This is a genomic window from Photobacterium sp. HL06 (assembly GCF_059552575.1).
In genome coordinates this window covers 1,899,938-1,919,447 of the sequence record NZ_CM183914.1, presented here as the reverse complement: position 1 = coordinate 1,919,447, position 19,510 = coordinate 1,899,938, and the positions used below count along the sequence as shown (strand labels likewise).

At 45.6% G+C, this 19,510-nt stretch carries 19 protein-coding genes; 10 read left to right on the top strand and 9 right to left on the bottom strand.

What is annotated here, in order from left to right; all coding sequences use genetic code 11:
• Positions 1-56 precede the first annotated feature (56 nt).
• The 5 genes from AC51G0_RS08980 to AC51G0_RS08960 form a co-directional block, all read right to left on the bottom strand.
• Entirely contained in the window at positions 57-992 is a 936-nt protein-coding gene (locus tag AC51G0_RS08980) for an alpha/beta hydrolase (RefSeq protein WP_496301709.1), read from the bottom strand.
• Positions 993-1,284: 292 nt separating this feature from the next.
• The gene (locus tag AC51G0_RS08975) at positions 1,285-1,644 is read right to left on the bottom strand and encodes a phasin-related domain-containing protein (RefSeq protein ID WP_160655553.1); all 360 of its coding nucleotides are present in this window, start codon (positions 1,642-1,644) and stop codon (positions 1,285-1,287) included.
• 86 nt (positions 1,645-1,730) lie between these two features.
• The gene (locus tag AC51G0_RS08970; protein ID WP_496301707.1) at positions 1,731-2,339 is read right to left on the bottom strand and encodes a phasin-related domain-containing protein; all 609 of its coding nucleotides are present in this window, start codon (positions 2,337-2,339) and stop codon (positions 1,731-1,733) included.
• Between the two features lie 210 nt (positions 2,340-2,549).
• Entirely contained in the window at positions 2,550-2,828 is a 279-nt protein-coding gene (locus AC51G0_RS08965; RefSeq protein WP_496301706.1) for a polyhydroxyalkanoic acid system family protein, read from the bottom strand.
• 108 nt (positions 2,829-2,936) lie between these two features.
• On the bottom strand, positions 2,937-3,458 hold the full coding sequence (locus tag AC51G0_RS08960) for a lecithin retinol acyltransferase family protein (RefSeq protein WP_496301705.1): 522 nt from the start codon (positions 3,456-3,458) through the stop codon (positions 2,937-2,939).
• A 267-nt stretch (positions 3,459-3,725) separates the two neighbouring features.
• Here AC51G0_RS08960 and AC51G0_RS08955 point away from each other — a divergent pair, with 267 nt between their 5' ends.
• A complete protein-coding gene (locus AC51G0_RS08955; protein WP_496301704.1) occupies positions 3,726-4,928 on the top strand; it encodes a transglycosylase SLT domain-containing protein in 1,203 nt (400 codons plus the stop codon).
• Here the strand turns inward: AC51G0_RS08955 and AC51G0_RS08950 are convergent.
• The 3 genes from AC51G0_RS08950 to AC51G0_RS08940 form a co-directional block, all read right to left on the bottom strand.
• Positions 4,912-5,298, bottom strand: a complete 387-nt coding sequence (locus AC51G0_RS08950) for a hypothetical protein (RefSeq protein WP_496301703.1) — start codon at positions 5,296-5,298, stop codon at positions 4,912-4,914. The two genes, AC51G0_RS08955 and AC51G0_RS08950, sit on opposite strands and share 17 nt — an antisense overlap.
• Positions 5,299-5,753: 455 nt before the next feature.
• Positions 5,754-7,790 (bottom strand): sensor histidine kinase, encoded by a 2,037-nt coding sequence (locus AC51G0_RS08945; RefSeq protein WP_496301702.1) that lies wholly within the window; start codon positions 7,788-7,790, stop codon positions 5,754-5,756.
• 17 nt (positions 7,791-7,807) lie between these two features.
• Entirely contained in the window at positions 7,808-9,286 is a 1,479-nt protein-coding gene (locus tag AC51G0_RS08940) for a sigma-54-dependent transcriptional regulator (RefSeq protein ID WP_496301701.1), read from the bottom strand.
• A gap of 270 nt (positions 9,287-9,556) precedes the next feature.
• Here AC51G0_RS08940 and AC51G0_RS08935 point away from each other — a divergent pair, with 270 nt between their 5' ends.
• The 7 genes from AC51G0_RS08935 to AC51G0_RS08905 all read left to right on the top strand — a co-directional run bounded on the left by AC51G0_RS08935 (position 9,557) and on the right by AC51G0_RS08905 (position 15,893).
• Positions 9,557-10,369: an ABC transporter substrate-binding protein gene (locus AC51G0_RS08935; protein WP_496301700.1), complete on the top strand. Its 813-nt coding sequence runs from the start codon at positions 9,557-9,559 to the stop codon at positions 10,367-10,369.
• Positions 10,370-11,071, top strand: coding sequence for an ABC transporter permease (locus AC51G0_RS08930; protein WP_496301699.1), 702 nt, complete (start codon positions 10,370-10,372; stop codon positions 11,069-11,071).
• 15 nt (positions 11,072-11,086) lie between these two features.
• Positions 11,087-11,791 carry an ABC transporter ATP-binding protein gene (locus AC51G0_RS08925; RefSeq protein WP_496301698.1) on the top strand — a complete coding sequence of 235 codons (705 nt, stop codon included), beginning with the start codon at positions 11,087-11,089 and terminating at the stop codon, positions 11,789-11,791.
• Positions 11,778-12,362, top strand: a complete 585-nt coding sequence (mobA, locus tag AC51G0_RS08920) for a molybdenum cofactor guanylyltransferase MobA (RefSeq protein WP_496301909.1) — start codon at positions 11,778-11,780, stop codon at positions 12,360-12,362. The genes AC51G0_RS08925 and mobA overlap by 14 nt, the downstream gene beginning before the upstream one ends.
• Positions 12,359-14,137, top strand: coding sequence for a bifunctional molybdopterin-guanine dinucleotide biosynthesis adaptor protein MobB/molybdopterin molybdotransferase MoeA (locus AC51G0_RS08915; protein WP_496301697.1), 1,779 nt, complete (start codon positions 12,359-12,361; stop codon positions 14,135-14,137). The genes mobA and AC51G0_RS08915 overlap by 4 nt, the downstream gene beginning before the upstream one ends.
• A gap of 353 nt (positions 14,138-14,490) precedes the next feature.
• A complete protein-coding gene (locus AC51G0_RS08910) occupies positions 14,491-14,937 on the top strand; it encodes an NUDIX domain-containing protein (RefSeq protein ID WP_496301696.1) in 447 nt (148 codons plus the stop codon).
• 236 nt (positions 14,938-15,173) lie between these two features.
• Complete coding sequence (locus tag AC51G0_RS08905; RefSeq protein ID WP_496301695.1) at positions 15,174-15,893, top strand: DUF3581 domain-containing protein; 720 nt, start codon at positions 15,174-15,176, stop codon at positions 15,891-15,893.
• Positions 15,894-16,253: 360 nt separating this feature from the next.
• On the opposite strand, the gene AC51G0_RS08900 is transcribed toward AC51G0_RS08905, so the two are convergent.
• Positions 16,254-17,264, bottom strand: a complete 1,011-nt coding sequence (locus AC51G0_RS08900) for an alpha/beta hydrolase (protein ID WP_496301694.1) — start codon at positions 17,262-17,264, stop codon at positions 16,254-16,256.
• A gap of 226 nt (positions 17,265-17,490) precedes the next feature.
• Between AC51G0_RS08900 and AC51G0_RS08895 the strand changes: the two genes are divergently transcribed.
• Both AC51G0_RS08895 and AC51G0_RS08890 read left to right on the top strand, forming a co-directional pair.
• Positions 17,491-18,042 carry a hypothetical protein gene (locus AC51G0_RS08895; protein ID WP_496301693.1) on the top strand — a complete coding sequence of 184 codons (552 nt, stop codon included), beginning with the start codon at positions 17,491-17,493 and terminating at the stop codon, positions 18,040-18,042.
• Positions 18,043-18,356: 314 nt separating this feature from the next.
• Positions 18,357-19,235, top strand: coding sequence for a LysR family transcriptional regulator (locus tag AC51G0_RS08890; protein ID WP_496301692.1), 879 nt, complete (start codon positions 18,357-18,359; stop codon positions 19,233-19,235).
• The last annotated feature ends 275 nt before the right edge of the window (positions 19,236-19,510 follow it).

Genomic DNA, 19,510 nt, shown 5'->3' with positions numbered 1-19,510 from the left:
TGGGATCACTCCAGTAGAGGTAGCTACGAAGGCATCAACGCACTCGTACCTAACCTCTAGCTAGCTTTTTTTTGTTCCAACTTCGCTTCTTTGTATTTATCGTGGATAAATCCAGCCATTAATTTGAGGGCCTCTCTGGCTTCGCTCAGCTGGTAAAACAACGGGTAGACATGAGGTACCCCCTTCACCACGTTAATCGTAACATCCCCACCCGATTCACCGATTCTCTCAGCTAGACGGACCGAATCATCCATCAACAGCTCTTCGGTACCCGCTGTGATGAAAATTGGGGGTAAGTCATGATGACTGGCATAATATGGCGAAATGTCAGGATTACAGGGATTATGATTGCCAATATAATTATTTCGCATTAGCAATAGTGTGCTTAGGTCAAAAAATGGATCGTCTTTACACTTTTTGAATGCAGACTCTCCGGTTACAGCCATATCTGATACCGGTGACATCAATATTGCCCCAGCAGGCATAGGAAGATTAGCATCTCTTAGCCGGAGCAGCGTTGTTATCGCTAAATTGCCGCCTGCAGAATCTCCTGCCAATACAATTTGATGTGGCTGGTACCCTTGGATCAGCAAAGCGCGATAAACCGCAAAACACTCGTCAGGGGCCGCTGGGTAAGGGTTCTCGGGGGCTAGGCTGTAATTCACCATCAAGCCACGAGATTTTGTTGCGTTGGCAAGCCGACCAAGAAAGGCACTATGAATTTTGGGGCTATGGAAGCAAAAACCGCCGCCATGAAAATACAGAATGATTTTATTGCCGCTGCTTTGGGGCATATTGACCCAATCGCAAGATATATGGGCAAACTTGGTGGGAATGACCTCCATCCCCTTAGGGGCAGAGATGAATGCACCATAATTATCAATACTTAAGATCAAATCACGCATTTCTTCTGTTGAATTGCAACTCGCAAGTCGCTGTCGCATGATTCGAAATAAAACTTTGTTGAAAGCCCTATTTCGCCAACTATCCATAAACGCCACCTTTTATTACATTTCAGTAACAAACTTAGGATTAAATATCCCGATTGGTCAACATATGGCTGAAAAACATCGCTCAATATCCCAAACAACTACATTAACTACTGTCCAAAAGAGTAAACATCGCTGTTTAAATCTGGCTGTGCCATACAATAAAAAAGGTGCGCGTGCATGGCCCACGCGCAACCTAAAAGGCAAACCACCTACAGACTGGGAAAGGCAGTTATGCCTAACAGGGTTACATTATCGTCTGGCTGGCTTATTGATCATAACCCTGCATTGGCAGTTACTCTGCTTCTGCCAATTTCTCAACCGCTACAGTTAGCTTGTCGATTTTCTCATCCATACGCTCAAGCTTTTCACGGTCTACACCACTGAGGCGGTAGAACAGGTCATTCATACCGGCTTCAACTTCATCAGTGGCTTTTTCTGCATTTTTACCAATGCATTCTTTAGCTTCAATTTCGACTTCTTTACCACGCTCAACTAATTCGTCGAATACCTGGTTTGTTTTTTCGTTAATTTGCTGCGCTTCTTCTAGGCTGCGGCTGTATAGGCCAAGACCCGCTAGCCAGATGTTGCGTGCAACGCCTTCACCGCTTTCTACGACATTTTTTGCCGCTTTTACTACTGTGTTATCGCTCATAATCATATCCCCCTGCGTATTCACGCTGGATTGTTAATAGTGTATATGCATGCACAGGTTGCCAATTTGCTACCAGTGCGTGTTCCTTAAACCGTTTTCGCTTCAGCTTCTGGCTTTTTAGCTTCCACCGCATCAACGGCAGGCTTAGCGACTTCAGTTTGTGGCTTTACCGGCTCAGAAGCAGGTTTCTTCTCAGCCACTAGTTCTTTTTTCTCTACTGGTGTTGCCGCCTTGACAGGCTTGCGACGCGCAACGCTTGGTTTTCTTGAACGCGTTGTTGCAGGCTTATCAGCCGATTTAGCGACTGCTTTTTTAACTGCAGGCTTTGCCGCCTCTTGCTGGCGATCCAGTAATGCTTCAATGCTTGATGTTAATTGGTCGATCTTGTCATCTACACGGTCCAGACGCTCGTTATCGATACCGATAAACTTCTGAACCATTGTGTGTACACGCTCTTCAATCGCAACCGAAGTGTGGCTACGGGCAGTGTGCACGCGCTCTTTGGTTTTAGATTCAACAGCACGACCGCGTTCAATCAGCTCATCGAATAAACTCTTTCCTTTATCCGAGAGTTGATTCACTTCGTCTGCACTTTTTGCATAAGCGCCCAAACCAGCTAACCAGATGTTGTAGACCATAGCGTCACGAATCTGCTCTTTTTTAGATTCTTCCGCAGTCTGTTTAAAGATGCCCATGAGTGTGCCCTCCTTATCTCTGTGACAACTTGTCAGCCAGTGGGTATTGCCTGACTGCTTAACTACAGAATAAGAATTTCATTTAGAATGTTCTTACTAAAACAACTATTTATCGTGGGCTAGATCAAAATTTTAGGAAATGGGCTAATTGAGTGGCGACAGATACAAAAAAAGCCTCATGATGAGGCCCTTTTTCACATGCTGTGCTAATTAATTCGGCAATAGAAGCTGATCGAGGCGTTCTGATATATGACTTTCGATACTGGAAGAGAACAAGCTTGCAGCGAAGCCAAGCCTCAGTTCTATGGTTATCTTACCCTCTTCCGAGTGTAGGAAACCTCTTGCAGAAGCGTGATTAATAAGAAGTTTGTTTTCTTGCCAGGCCCACGTAAGTCCATATTCCTGCTCAAGCTCTCCGGCGATTTGTTCCGATAGCACAGTGATATCATCTAAAGGAAAATCATGGTTACGTTCAATAAAAATAGTCACAAAAAGCTCGCTCGATTTAGTGTATTTACTCAATTACTTCTTATTAACATACCCGTGCGAGATTTTTTTTTCTGTGGTGAAGATCCAATAGTTAGTAATCAACCCCATTCATAAAATGGCCAACTTCTTAAGTAAATGGGTCACCCACATTGTACTACCAACCGCAACCCTTGCTCCTCTGACAGCCCGGCCATAAGGCCGACGCTCCGATGGTGAGAGCAACGCCCCAACCAACAATCCTATTCCCGCCATCTTTAGTGCTGGCGCTTCTGCTTTTAACACGATATAACTCCCCGCGAAAGCAACTAAGCACTGCTGAAATTGGGTACATTCCGCAGGCAAGCCATGCGCCTCTCGAACAAACTGCTCACAGTTCTGGCAAAATAAATTATAGGGCCTGCCTAGTTGTTGAGTGGCATAACGGTAAGCACCCTCCGGCTCAGCGCTGGTAATCGTACTGATCACAACCTCTCTACCCTCTGAGAATTCATCCAGCGTATCTAACTGGACACGCCGTCTTTTTTTCGAATTATGGACCACTTTTCCTTCACCATCAGAAATACCATAATGCCAGTAAGTACTACATCGAATTTTTAAAACTGTACCCTTAGGGTAATAGAATTCCAACATCTTACTCCTCCTATTCGCCCTTATCGCCATTTCATTGCGGAATACTTTTCTCATCAAAGATTAGTTTAATACAAATCCCGAGAAGTCAGCGGCCTACATCAGAGCCGCTAGTGTCTCAATCATTAGATAACATTGATAAATCATCACATCACTAGGATGTATCACTTTTATGCTGCTATAAATATAAGGTGCTATGCTTAATTTTACGTCAAAAAAGTTACATTCTTACCTTACTGTAATTGGGTTATTGCCGTGAAAGATATTATTATGAAGTACAATATTATTTTTCTTATAGCTATTTTTATTACTGGTTGCCAAGGGCTTCAGCAGATTGAACAATCGCCTGCCCCCGAACCAGAGCCATTAGTTAGCTTCGATAAAATTCCTGACTCATTTAATAACTACTGCGTAATTAACTTCAAGCCACTCGAAGACAGTTACACCGCAGCCAGTTTACCGGAAGCCCACACTGGCGAAATGATCACTCACACGCCTGAAAGCAATCTATCTGATCTCTGGGATATCCTAGGCCAATCCTTCAATATACCGGTTCCTGAAGACAAGCGCGTTGAACACTACAAGCACTGGTATTTAAATAACCCACACCATATAGATGTCGTTACTAAACGGGCTAAACCTTTCCTCTTTTATTTTTATGAGCAAATTGAGCAACGCGGTATGCCAATCGAACTTGTGCTTCTACCATTTGTAGAAAGCTCTTTCGATCAATTTGCCTATTCACACCGGGGGGCATCTGGCCTATGGCAAATCACAGTACCGACAGGAAGAACATTCGGCCTGGAGTACTTAAAAGGCTATGACGGGCGTCGTGATATAACAGCTTCTACTGTAGCAGCCCTAGACTTGCTCGAATACCTCAACAAGAAATTCAGCGGTAACTGGTTACATGCAATCGCCGCTTATAACACCGGAGAGGGACGAGTAAGAAGGGCAATTAAAGCCAATAAGTCAGAGGGAAAGCCTATAGACTTCTGGTCATTAAAGCTACCTAGGGAAACACAATTGTACGTACCGAAGCTGTTGGCCATGGCTGACTTAGTCAAACATCGATACGATCATGATTTAAAACTTGCTTCTATCAAGCCAGAGCAGGTACTCACCGAAGTGGTGATAAGCAACAGTGTCAAATTAGAGCTCATCGCCAGCCATGCTGGACTCACGAGGCAGGCTCTCTATGCGTTAAACCCCGGCTATACCAATGGTTATACACCTCCTGGTAGAGATAATAAAATACTCATTCCCAGTACAACTAAAGAGACATTTTATAACAACAGGAAGAGCTATGACTATGTGAAAGGTAAATTTGCTATTCACCATATACAGCCAGGAGAGTCCCTCAGTGAACTTGCCCTGCTAAATAACACTACCGTTGCACGGATAAAAAATGCCAATGACATGTCAGGTTCAACAATTTTTGCGGGCCAACAATTACTTATTCCACAGCACTAATCGGTTCATTTATCGCTAGTTCATCTTCTGCCGCTTCATCTTCTGCGGCAGTAAAGTATTCCAACGGTTTACCAGAGTTCCATGCCTGTTGAGTTGGTTTATATTTTGCCTGTACCATAGTCTGCAACCGCTGCTCTATCTGCGTCAACATCTGCAAATCTAATTCATTATGTGAAATCGACAAACCAACCAACACCCCTGCAAACAGGCAAACAGGCGCAATCAGGCTTCGTATTGCCATTAAGCAGCATATTGATAATACTGAAACCAACGTTGCCAGATAAATACTCCCCAAGATCTCACTATAAAAGGCAATATATAAGGCAATACCTTGAAGAAGTACACCAACAGACAGAAATGCGATTTTCATACCCAACACCACTTTTTTACTTTTAATCCAATTATAGGTGTAACAAAAAAGTTCAGGTTAAAATATGCATTTTGTTTTTGACCCGTTCTAAAGAGCGGTTTACTGTCATATTTTTCTTTTATCAACAATGAGAAATATAAGCTACACTTGATTTTACAAGATAGTTATTATCGTTGTTATTTTGCCATAAAAAGGAATTTATATGCAGCATACTGAGATGATTGTTCCAACCCAAATGGGGATTATTAGTCGTACAGCTCTAATTGCAGCCGCTTTCATGATAGTTGGGTTATGCATGATGTAATATCATGCAACGCAGCATGGTGTTAATACATAGGGGTGCTGTACAGATGACACATCTTACATTTCATTTTCATATAAATAAGAAAGGCATAACTCAGTCATGCCTTTCTTATTTCTTACTGAGTATATCTTATTAATTATCTCAGTGGGTATTACTCGTCTAGGGCGAGTTCAAGTTCATTACTACTTGTCGCTTTTTCCGGCAAATAGACAGAGAATGTCGCCCCTTTCCCAGGAGATGACTGAACACAGATCTCACCACCTATTTCACTAATGATGCCTTGGCTGACTGAAAGCCCCAAACCAGTTCCACTACGTCGCGTGGTAAAAAACGGGTTGAAGATACGTTCCAGATTCTCTTTGCTGATCCCACTGCCATGATCTTTAATATGCACCACAGCGCCAATAGGTTCACTTTGCTCATTTATCCAGTCTTCGGTTGTTACTTCTAACAAGCCAGCCTCATCCATTGCATGGACACCATTCATCTGCAGATTCACGAGTACCTGCAATAACTGATGACGGTTAACCTCGACACAGCATTTTGCTTCTAAACACACCTCAATCTGGATAGCGTGTTTCTTTGTTCCCGAACGAACCAAGGTCAAACTTTCTTCAACGATAGGGTTTAAATGCTGCCAGGTCACCTCGTCCTGCACGCCACCTTGTCGACTGTATTGCAGTAGGCTTCGAGTGATATTTCGGATCCGATCTATTTGTTCATGAATCGCTCCCAACTCCTCGCTAACGCGCTCGGTATCCTCTCCCAACTCAAACTGCAGTAACTCTACATTTCCCAGTATGACGGCAGTTGGGTTATTGATTTCATGGGCAATACCTGCCGTTAGCTCACCCAATGCCGCCAGTTTTTCACTGGTAACCAGCTTGCTACGCGCCTGATTGAGCAACTTAATGTGCTGTTCAAGCTCCTCGGTTTTTTCACGTAAACTTTGGGTTCGCGCCCTGACTTTATCTTCCAATTCAACTGAAGCGAGTTTAATCACTTCATTTCGCTGATGAAGCTGATCCAGCATACTATCAAACTGTCTGCCCAGTATTTCTAGTTCATGATCGGGTGTCAGCTCCAATGAGCCAATTCGACGGTCCAGGCCAATCTGTACGGCTTTAACAACCTGGTGGATCTTTTCTATCGGGCGGAATAAATCACGTGCCCCACGATACACAAAAACACCGGAAATCAGTAACACACCGATAATACCTAGCCCTAATTCAATGATATTTGTCAGGTAAATTCGGATCAGCGGCCATTCAAGATAACCGGTATAGAGCATTCCGATAATATGGCCATCATGATCGTACAGAGGTTCATAGGCTGAAACGTACCAGTCATCGTATACATAGGCCCTATCTACCCATGTTTGCCCTTTCCGTAATACAGCCTGCTTAACTTCATCCGATACCCGGGTGCCAATCGCCCGCCCGTTGAGCTGCTCGCTGTCTAACGGGACATTGGTACTAACACGAATATCATCCATAAATAAGGTAACAGTACCAATACTGCCTTCCGGCAGGGTATCTGCGGCATAAACCAAGTCTCGGATCCTATCGACCAATGACGTACTGTTATTGAGCAGCATCCCCCCATCAACAATCCACTGCAGGTTGTTCTGTTGGTTAAAAATAGGGATCAAGCTCCTGCTAACCAACCCTTTTGACTCAATCTCGCCTTCGCTAAGCAATGGGATCTGGGCTCTGGCCGGCAGATTAAAGTGCAAATTATCCAGTTCCTGTTCGTTAAGCTGCTGGAAAAACGTCTGCTCCTCGCCACGCATTAACAAACGGCGGTTTACCTTGGAAAACTCACCTAGCGCAGATGCAGGATGAAGAACAACAAAGTCCAGATCATAGCGGTTTGCCTGCTGCCGAACCCAGTCACTGAGCTTACCCTCATCGTTCCTGAGCAAATACTGAAAGTCGTAAGACTCCGTCAACGCCATCAAGCGCATTCTCTGCTCTTTCTGCAGCAACTCCATACTATGGTGGGCAACAGCAAGATCTGCCCTAACGTTTTTTAATGCGCTCTGCCAGGTATACATCACGGTCCAGTACATGGTCAGCGCAATCAGTGCCAGCAGGGTAATAATGATCGGTACTGAGGTCAGGATCAGCAAGCGATAGCGCGCCATGGTACGAAAACGCCGGATCCACATCGCCAAAAACTTTTTCATCTTATGCGTATTCCTTGTTAGGCGTTTTCGTCAGCCCAGTCTTTGTACTTTCTTTCAAGTGTTTTTCGTGCGACACCAAGCTGCCTGGATGCTGCTGACTTATTACCCTCATGGGAGTCAACAACCTGCATGATGTGGGCTTTTTCTACTTCTTTCAGCGTCCAGTTTGTTGGGTAACAGAATGTATCCTCACTTTGAGCCTCACTGCACCTACAAGGCCCATCTGGGGCAGAAAGCAGTGGTTCTGCGACACTAGGTGTTTCGGCACCAGCCAGCGCATCCGCGGGGGTTGTCGCCCCCACTTGTATTGGCAGATCACCCGTCAACTCTCGCCAATACTCTGCCGGAGGCTTACCTAGCAGCAGGCACCGCTCCATCATGTTACGAAGTTCACGGATATTACCCGGCCAATCATAGGCCTGCATGGACTGAATATCTTCATGGGTCCAGTTAACAGGCTTAACACCTAAGTCTTTTGCCAGTTGCTGGGTAAAGTGGTGAGACAATGCGGGAATATCTTCGAGTCTGTCTCGCAGTGCAGGCAGTTCGATGGTCAGAACGTTCAACCGATAGTACAAATCCCGGCGAAAGCGCCCTTCTTCGACTTCCAGCTTCAGGTTGCGGTTGGTTGCAGCCACAATGCGTACGTCGACCTGCACTTCACGTTCGGCACCGACAGGGCGGATTGCTTTCTGTTCAAGGGCGCGCAATAACGATGACTGCATCGAAAGCGGCATTTCCCCAATTTCATCTAAAAACAAGGTACCGTTATTGGCGACACGAAACAGGCCTTCCCGTCCTTTTTTGGCTCCGGTAAATGCCCCTGACACATGGCCAAACAGTTCACTTTCTAGGAGATCAGGTGCGATCGCCCCACAGTTCAAAGGCACAAAAGGTCCGCTACGTTTACTCAGCTGGTGAAGCGCTCGCGCAACCAGCTCTTTGCCTGTACCGGATTCACCTTCTACCAACACAGCTGCCAGTGAGGGGGCCACCTGAGCAATCATTTTTTTCATCATCAATGTTCGCTGCGCATCACCGATAATGTCGACGGGATAGGTTCGCTCTACATCACGCTGCAGGGCAAAATTCTGCCTTTCGACTAAACGCCGCTCGATACAGCGGTTCACCGATTGCATCATTTGGTCAAGGTTAAATGGCTTCAAGATGAAATCTGACGCACCGGCACGCAGTGCCTGTATCGCAGTATCCAAATCCGCATAGCCCGTCATAAAAATCACATCGCTACGGCGGGTTGATGGGTCAAAAGCTTCATGCCATTCGATCCCTGAACGGCCAGGTAAGTTAATATCAACAATGAGCAGATCAAAGTGGCAACGCTTGCGAAGTTCTTCCGCCTCCTCAATACTGCCAGCGGTATCAACCTGGGCAAATTTCTTACTCAGGGCTTTTTTGAGGATCGCGCGCATACCCGGCTCGTCATCAACAACGAGCACCGATACAGCTGACCAGGAAGAAGCAGCGGATTCAGACATAAATGTTTATTTTAACTATGGTTAACGGATGAGACATTTTGTCCCACCCTGAACATCAATGTCAAAACTGTTTATGGAAAAAATGAATTCGATTGCACTTGTGATCACAAAAATTGTTTTAAATCATTCATTTGCAGCGTCAATACGCGATAATCTCACCTAGTGTAAAAACTTGGCACCTGATTTGCTTTAGACTCAGCAGAATTGTTTGCCTCAATCGGCATCTGCAACATGCGTATTAACTTAATTGACATTAAGTCAGGAAGACCTATGAAATTATTGAAAACGACTCTTGTTATTCTCAGCTTGGCCTCTGCAAGCGCGGTTCAGGCCGCGGAAAATATGACCATTCGCCTAGCAACGACTACCAGCACCTATCACTCTGGCCTGCTTGATTACCTACTGCCTGAATTTAAGAAAGACACCGGCTACAACGTAGAAGTACTAGCAGCAGGCACTGGTAAATCGTTGCGCATGGGACAAAATGGCGATGTTGACTTGGTGATGACCCATGCACCTAAAGCCGAAGCCAACTTTGTCGAAAAAGGCTACGGCGTGCTACCTCGCAAACTCATGTACAATGATTTTGTTGTTGTTGGCCCGGAATCCGATCCTGCTAAAATTGAGGGCAAAAAAGACGTTACGGATGCGCTGACACAAATTGCTTCTGACAATGCCACTTTTGTTTCTCGCGGCGACGACTCGGGTACCCATAAGAAAGAGCTTAACCTATGGGCACAAACTAAGATTGAACCAAACTTCGGCGGCTATAAAGCTGTTGGTCAGGGTATGGGCCCAACATTGAATATGGCTTCTGAGCTTCAGGGCTATACCATGACAGACCGCGGTACTTGGCTTGCGTATCAAAACAACCTAGAGCTAAAAATCGTAGTAGAAGGCGATAAGCGTCTATTCAACCCATACCAGGTTATCCTGGTTAACCCTAGCCGCTACCCTGACATCAACTACCAGGGTGCGAAATCATTCAGCGACTGGCTGGTAAACCCAAAAGCGCAGACAATGATCAATAACTACCAGCGACATGGCGAGCAGCTATTTGTCGCGGATGCTATCGCTCAATAAATGGATATTTGGCAAACCACACAACAAGCCGTTCAGCTATTGCTGAGCGGTGACTCTGCCCTATGGGGTATTGTTGGTGTTTCATTTTCAGTCTCTCTGCTGGCAATAAGCATTGTGCTATTGCCAGCACTGCTGATTGGTTTTGCCCTCGCCTATGGTAAATTTCCAGGGCGTTGGCTGATCCTGTCTCTGTTTAATACATTCCAGTCAATTCCAACCGTCGTGATCGGTTTGTTGCTATATATGCTACTCTCTCGCTCCGGCCCGCTGGGCGATTGGAAAATGCTGTTTACCCAACAGGCAATGATACTCGGCCAGATCTTAGTCTGTTTTCCGATCCTTGTATCAATGATGCATGCCGCATTTCAGAACAGTGATCGCCGGGCGTGGGAAACGTCACTGACGTTAGGTGCTAGCTTACCAAGAGCCTTTGCCAGCCTAATGTGGGAAAGCCGTTTTCCACTGTTGGCTGCTGTTATTGCCGCCTTTAGCCGGATTATCACTGAGGTAGGTTGCTCTATGATGGTTGGTGGTAACATTTTAAACTCAACCCGTAATATTCCAACCGCAATCGCTCTGGAGAGTTCAAAAGGGGCATTTGCACAAGGTGTAGCCTTAGGTATGGTGCTACTGCTACTGGCACTTGGATTGAACTTTTTTCTATCTATTGCGCGTGGCAAAGCCCACTTGCGTACCAATTAAGCTGAGGAACTGGTGATGTCACAGATCTCAATTCAGGCTCATGACCTCTCGATCCGTTTCAGGGATCGACTGCTTTTTCATATTCCTCAGCTCAGCATTGGCCCCAAAGAAGCCATTTATCTTAGCGGCGACAACGGTGTAGGCAAAACCACCCTGCTCAAGGTCCTGTCCGGCCTGCAAAAACCAACGACGGGCAAAGTAAATTTGCAACAAAAGTCCTGGCTGTCGAAGCTGTTCCGCGGACAAACCCACGGCGGTGTGATTTATATGCACCAAACTCCGTATATGTTTGATGGCACTGTTTTCGATAATGTGTGTTATGGCCTGAAATTCACCATTAGTAACCGCCAGGTGCGACGAACAGAAGCCATCAATGCCCTGCGTATGGTAGGGTTGGAAACCTTAGCCGATGAACATATCTCGGTTCTTTCTGGTGGCGAGCGCCAACGGGTGGCAATGGCACGGGCCTGGGTATTAAAGCCGGGCGTTTTACTCATGGACGAATCCAGTGCCAGCCTTGATCAAGAGTCTATCGAAAGACAGGTTGTGCTGGCTGAAGATTTGCTCGACCGAGGTACCAGCCTGGTGATCACCAGCCATCAGAAAAATGCCCTGACGGCCTTATGTCGCCGTCAGTGGACCATTACCAACACACAATTAGTAGAACGGGCAGACCTACAGCTCGTCGACGAGGACAAGAATGAATATGCCTATGCCTGAAAATACAAGCTGGGTGATCCTGGCTGGTGGACAAGCCAGCCGTATGGGGGGAAACGACAAAGGACTGGTGGAATTAGCTGGCCGGGCAATGATCGAACATGTCATTGATACCCTCAAACCACAAACATCGGCAATAACAATCAATGCCAACCGCAATCAAGCCCGCTACCAAACCTATGGCACCGTATTTGGCGATAATATCCAAGACTACCCCGGCCCGCTTGGCGGCATGCACGCGGCCTTGCACTACTTAAACGATGAGTGGATTGGCTTTGTGCCTTGTGACTGCCCGCAGCTGCCTAAGGATCTCGTTTCTCGCATGGCCGCCGCTTGCCATGAAGATACCGATATTGCCGTTGCTCATGATGGCGAGCATATTCAGCCAGTCGTGACTTTACTCAACAGACGTATTCTACCTAAACTTGAACGCTTTCTTGAAAACGGCGATCGCAAGATTATTCTGCTTTATAAACAGTGCAATATGATCACCGTTGACTTTAGTGATCAGCCCAATGCCTTCGTTAATCTGAATACCCCAGAAGAACTACAACAATTTGGACAGGAACTATGAATCAAATTTATGCCTCCCTGCCCCTGTTAGGCTTTGCAGCCTGGAGCGGTACCGGTAAAACGACACTGCTTGAAGCAATGTTACCCAAGCTGGTCGAGCGAGGGATCCGTGTTGCCGTGATCAAGCATGCCCACCATAATTTCGATATAGACAAAGAAGGCAAAGACAGCTATCGCTTACGTAAAGCAGGTGCTGGCCAAATGCTTATCTCATCTCGCTATCGCCGAGCACTTGTTACTGAAACACCAGAGGAAGAGGCTAGCCTGCCCCAGCTCATTGCTCAACTGGATCAGACACAGCTCGATTTGATCCTGGTCGAAGGATTTAAAAAACTCGATTTTCCAAAAATTGAACTTCACCGGGAAGAAATCGGCAAACCGTGGCTCCACCCTGAAGACAAGAATATCATCGCAGTTGCAGCAAACATTAAGGCTGATACTGACTTACCTCAGCTTGATATCAACAATCTTGATCAGCTTACTGATTTTGTTGTCCAGTTTGCAAAAGAGAACACTAGCGGCAAACCAGAAAGCCTAAGCTGCAGCGACATTAACTCATCGGAGATGATGTCAGTTGATGAAGGCCGTACACTCATACTGGAACAAATCGTCCCACCAGCCAATAAAGTAAATGTCCCGCTAAAACAGGCATTGGGACAAATTGTCTCAGATGGCATTTTGTCTCCTGTAAATGTGCCGCAGCACACCAACTCGGCTATGGATGGTTATGCTATCCGGGGTGATGACCTTAACCGCGACGGCTACCAGGTTGTGGCGGAAGTGCTAGCAGGCCATTGTTATGACCAACCTCTTGAGCCTGGACAGGCTGTTCGCATCATGACTGGAGCCCCGGTGCCCGCCAATGCCGATACCGTTATCATGCGGGAGCAAGCACGCCAAGAAGGTGACATCGTCACTTTTGATACCAATAGTGCTGGCATCAAGCCTGGACAAAATGTCCGCCAGGCCGGTGAAGACTTAGCCATTGGCCAAACAGCAGTTGCCGCAGGGACACAAATCACAGCCCCAGAACTGGGTATGGTTGCCTCGCTGGGTGTTGATACAATTACCATTAACCAAGCAGTGAAGGTTGCGATTTTTTCAACCGGTGATGAAGTGCAGCACCCGGGTGAAGCGCAAAAACCAAATTGTATCTACGACTCTAACCGTTACACCCTACTCTCAATGCTGACCCAAATCGGCTGTGAAGTCATTGATCTCGGAATTATTGAAGACAGTGAAGCAGCGCTGGAAGCGACTCTGCAACAAGCCAGTCAGCAAGCCGATCTTATCCTTTCTTCCGGTGGTGTTTCCGTTGGTGATGCCGACTACATCAAAACCGTGTTAGACAAGCTTGGCAAGATTAACTTCTGGCGGATTAACATGCGCCCGGGGCGCCCGCTGGCTTTTGGCCAAATCCAACAGACTCCTTTCTTCGGTCTGCCTGGCAACCCGGTCGCTGTCATGGTGACTTTCCTGCAGTTCGTTGAGCCCGCTATTCGCAAACTTCAGGGAATGGATAACTGGCAGCCTTTAGTATTCAACGCAGTAGCAACAGAAAAACTGCGCTCTCGCCCAGGACGCACAGAATACAGCCGAGGTACCTATAGCTTAGATGCCAACGGCCGATTATCGGTAAAATCTACGGGGAAACAAGGTTCTGGGATCCTTCGCTCGATGAGCGAAGCCAACTGTCTGATTGAAATTGTTCCTGAACAGCCAAATGTTGAAATTGGAGAGACGGTGAGAGTGATTCCGCTTCAGGGCCGCATCTGATCCTGAAACTCTTTACTTAATCGCTGCATTAATTAGCACTCAGAAAACGGTAGAAACCCACCGTTTACTGAGTGCTTTTTTTTGCAGCTTCCGTGCTACTTTATTTTCCTGAGCTTCTACACGTCTAGAAGATGATTATTCGTACATATTTTGTACTTATATTTAACGCTCAGATAAAGTAACCCTAGCCAGATAATTCTTTTTTATTAGTCAAAACAAACGATTACTTTGCTTCGCTATTATTTTTTGCGGGAGGAATCTTACATAATTATGCTTCCCGTTTCATCAAAAATGTCATATTTTTTATCACACATTTGTCAAATCAATGATCAGACACCAAAAAAGGACATCTTATGGGACCTCGCTTATCCGTTCGTGCAGTGTTTTATCGCCAAGATCACATTCTGCTGTGCAAACATCAAGATGACAGAGGGTTCTGGTATATCACTCCAGGCGGTGGTGTAGAGCATGGTGAAACACTGGAAGATGCCTTTCATCGTGAGCTGATGGAAGAAGTCGGTATACAGGCACAAATGGGTGATGTGTTATGCATCAGGGATCTGATTTCCGATCGCCATCCTACCCCATATCTTCCCAAGCACTTCCACCAGCTGGAAATTTTTGTCGAGGGCAAGTCTCCTGACTTTATCTGTGAGGCAAGTAAACTCGACCCGGATCAAATAGGTTACGAGTGGGTACCACTCAATGAGCTTGATAACATTTTGTTTTTTCCAACTGAGTTAGTCTCTGTATTTAAGAACAAGAACTTTTCCATGGTCTATCAAGGCCACAAGCTGTAACCCCATTAGCTTAATGAATATATGCAAAATGCATGAATACCCAAAAATACAGGCTATAATGAACACTTAATTAGCCAATAGAGCTTAAAGTGTATTGTTATTCATACAGTTAGGCCTATATTTTTTCCATCGAACAGTCAAGCACTACTGTGCTTTCACTGGCTAGACCATCTATTATGAACTTCTCATGTAGAATAGCTGACAGTTTGATTAACTAAGGTATTCATAAGTTAAGCATGTTTTTAGAATCGTATTACTCTGAACAGAACGGTGAATTTTCATTCACACGTGAACAAGCCAGCCATTTTGCGAAAAAAATCGCTGGGGACTTCAATCCTATTCATGATGAAGATAACAAACGTTTCTGTGTTCCGGGTGACCTGCTGTTTTCTGTTATTCTCTCCAAAGCAGGCTTGAGCCAGAAAATGCGTTTCGAATTTGCTGGTATGATCAATGATGGCGTAGCTATTAGTGTTGATCAGAAATCGGATACCGACCTTTCTATGATTGACGGCAACGGGAAAGAATACCTACATATCATCCGTGATGGTGACACCACCACCAACCAGGAATTGATTGAGCAAGTAACCAAAAGCTATGTTCAGTTCTCAGGCATGAACTTTCCTCACATCATGGTTCCACTGATGGAATCCAAGCAGATTATGATTAACCCGGCACGTCCTCTGGTTATCTATGAAAGCATGGAGCTGGATTTTGAGCGCCTTGACATTACAGCGCCAACCGTTGAACTAACTGGCTCTGAGATTGATGTAGACGGCAAGCGCGGCAGCGTCACCCTGAAATTCTGCTTTAAAGAGAATGGCGAAGTTGTTGGCACTGGTCGTAAACGCATGGTGATGAGCGGCCTCAAGCCTTACTGCCAAAACGATATTGATGATCTGGTTAGCCGCTTTAACCAACGTAAAGATGACTTTACTGCACTATTAGCCGCTTAACCTGGCTGACAAAGCAAGAATCCGAAAATGCCGACCTCTGTGTCGGCATTTTATTAGGCATGGCAATTATACCCAAGCTACTTCAAGATGCAGGATTCAGAGTGATATCAGCATGTCCAGTTCAAGGAAAATGACGGCAGGAATGGTGGGCCCATTTTTACGTCATTTGACACTGAAATGGGCTTGCTGAATCACTCCCGAAGGGCGAGTTGACTGGGCTGGTATGCTGTGTTGCTGCTTTTTAACGTAAAACCACTATGTCTTCAAATCAGCGCCTTGCCTACCAACCCAGTCATTCTCGCTGAAACGAGCATCTTGAGGTAGTTTGGGTATATACCAATCTGGATAAGTCGACTGGTATTAATGATCTTTTCCGCTTTGCTCGACACGTCGAGTTACCCAAGCCCCTATAGACTGCGCACCTCTCAATATAATCGAAAAATGATTCTCACCATCGATCATTGCGATCTCTTTGCTAGCACTTTCACTGCTGTTTTTCTCAGCAAATTTAATGACCTTTTGCGGGTCAAAAGCTTCATCCTGCTCTCCTATCCACAGACCAAACTGCTGTAATTCTGACAATTGGGTATCCGGTGAGTGCGGTGTTACTGAATTAGACATATTGACAGTATTGAACGTTACAATTTCAGGATTCTGCTCTAAGACACTCTGGGGGAAATGGAAGGTAATCGCTTTCGAGTGCCCAAAGAACAGCCCTCCACTCATTGCATTCAGAATAAAGTCTGATTTGTTGACGGTAGAAAATTCAAACCTGTCCTTTTTATTATCGTCATAGTTGGTTTCAGATCTAAAGCCAAAGTACGGCGCGAGAAACACATAACCATCAACAGCAGATCTTTGATCCCAGCTCGAGTAGTTCAGTGCCAGGCCTGCACCTCCGGAATGCCCGCCTACAAAAATAGGCAAATGGGGATAATGGCGACGAGCCTGCTTCACCACGGTATTTATGTCTGCCCAAACTTGCTCTTCGCTTGGAGCATCTCCCCGCTCTCCTCCTGAGCTGCCATGCCCCCTAAGATCTGGCATGTAGACGGCAATATCAAACTCATCACGTAATCCGACACCAAGGTGGTTGTACGACAGGCCACTATGAGCACCAGCTCCATGATAGAAAACCACTACCGCTTTAGCTTGCTGCGGAAGGTATGCCCGGTAAGCCAGGCTTGTATCGTCACTCGCCTTGATAAACGTTACTGGCGCCAACTCTTGTTTACCTGCTTCTTTTATCTCAGAAAGAGAAAAGAACGTATCCGGAGTTTGATCTGACGGCGCTGCGTATGAATGTGCACCTAATATTGAAAATGGTAATAGCATCGCAATACTTATCAGCGCAGGTTTTAACTTCATCATTATTCCCTCAATGGTTCTTTTCTTGCGACCCGATGACTTGATCAATCAATTTCAATCATCAAAGTTGGCCATACAGGCACTTCATTGTCTAACGAGTGTCTCATACATCCGCTCGACTATCCCTCTTTCGCTATAATTTCCCATCACCTCCTATACTTTATGTGGCCTTCTAGAAGCTTTGCATAGACACAACCGTGTCAAACGCAGAAGTAGTGGAGAAATAACAATGGTTAAACAATTAATCACCAAGTTATGTTTTGCTGCAATAGTCTGCTCTAGCGGAATAATGAACAGTGCAACAGCAGAAGATGATGTCGATGCACTTATCGCAAGAGCAAAATCAGCAGCGCCTGCAGAAATCAGTGACAATGCTACCGTTGTTATCAATGGCAAAGTAGTTGTCAAGGGTACCAATGGCTGGATCTGTTTGCCAAATACGTTCCCTGATGATGGTATGCCAATGTGTAATGACCCACTATGGATGAAGATGTTGGATGCAATGGTCAACAAGAAAGACTTTAAGGCAGATCGTATCGGCATCTCATACATGTTACAGGGTGACCTCGGTGCAGGTGTCAGTAACTCTGACCCTTACCACTCAGATCCCAAAAAGGCCGATGATTATGTCGAAATGGGCGCACACTTGATGATCATCGTGCCGGAAGAGCTGCTTACTGGATTAAGTGATGATCCAAGCGCTGGCGGCCCTTATATCATGTGGAAAGATACTCCCTATCGCCATATTATGGTTCCCATTTCCAAAAAGCCTTTAAAATAACCCTTAAACTAAGTTAGGACATAGCTAAAAACAGTATTGAGCTTAAAGATTAACCTGTCTCGATGGCAGGTTAATTAATCAATACTTATTCCTTCATACAGAACTTCTATCGTCGGCATAGGCATAAATACTATATAAACGCATTATCCCCGTGAGAAAATCATGAAGCTATAATAACGAGCCCTTGTTTAAGCCCATCTTTTGGTTAAATTAATTATTGTTAATCTTTCAGGAGCCCACTCGCAATATTGGGTTCCATCTTACATAGAGAGCCGATATATTTTAGGGGGTAATTTTATTAGCAGGGAGCTATTTTGAACCTCAGGCAAATCGAAGTGTTTTACGCCGTCATGAAATCTGGAACGGTTTCAGGTGCGGCCAGGCTGCTGCATGTTTCTCAGCCCAATGTCACCCGGGTACTGTCTCACACTGAGCATCAGTTGGGATTTGCGTTATTTCAGCGTGTAAAAGGACGATTGGTAGCGACTGATGAAGCAATTAGACTGCTTCCCGAAGCCGAGGAAATTTATCAGAAGCTCGGGAGTTTCCACTCTCTCACCAATAAAATCAAAAAAGGTAACCAGCACCTGAGAGTTGGAGCACCGCCTATTCTAGCAACATCATTGCTAACTCCAGTTATCACTGAATTGTGTAAAGACAGTAACCTCTCAGTTGAACTGAGCACGGATAACCGAGCCGCATTGTGTACCGCCCTTATACAAAATCAGCTAGATTTAGTTGTCTGTTTTGGTGATGAAGTGCCACCTGCGATCTCTGGTCGCCCACTCTTCACGGATGAAATGGTTCTCCTACACTCACCTGAACATCCTAGCCTGCCTAATATGGATACTACTCCAGTATTAAGCTTTCAGAATATAGTGACAACGTCACCTGACATTATCGGGCTTGATACCCGCGATCCGCTTGGTAGCATACTCAGCCAGGCAATTTTGCAACATGCGCCAGATTACCATCATCAAATCACAGTCAGATCCTACAGTGCCGCTGCACAATTAGCCGAGCATGGGGCCGGTATCGCTGTTGTCGATCCTTGGACAGCCTCACAATTCTCGAACCGACTTCACCAGAAGCAGCTCGAACCCTCCCTGCAATTTACCGTCTCGTTACTCTATGCCGACCATAGCCCGCTTTCACTGACTGGCGAGAAATTCGTGTCGATGCTTACTCGCTAACCCCCTCTATACTATTAATTGAAAATGCCAACAACCATCATACAAATCTTGCTGAGGAATCTGTAATGGCTGACTACTTCTTCCCTATTGTCTCTATGATTGCTTATGCCTTTCTCATCTGGAAACTGCTCAAGCCTCGCCCCCCTAGGAAGCCAAGTAGCTCCAAGCGCAAGTAACCAGACGAATCATTACCGGCTACAAAGCGCCTGGCCAGTTCTTGTATACGCAGGGTATAACCTTGATTTATACCCTACTAATAAATAAGTATTCGGCAT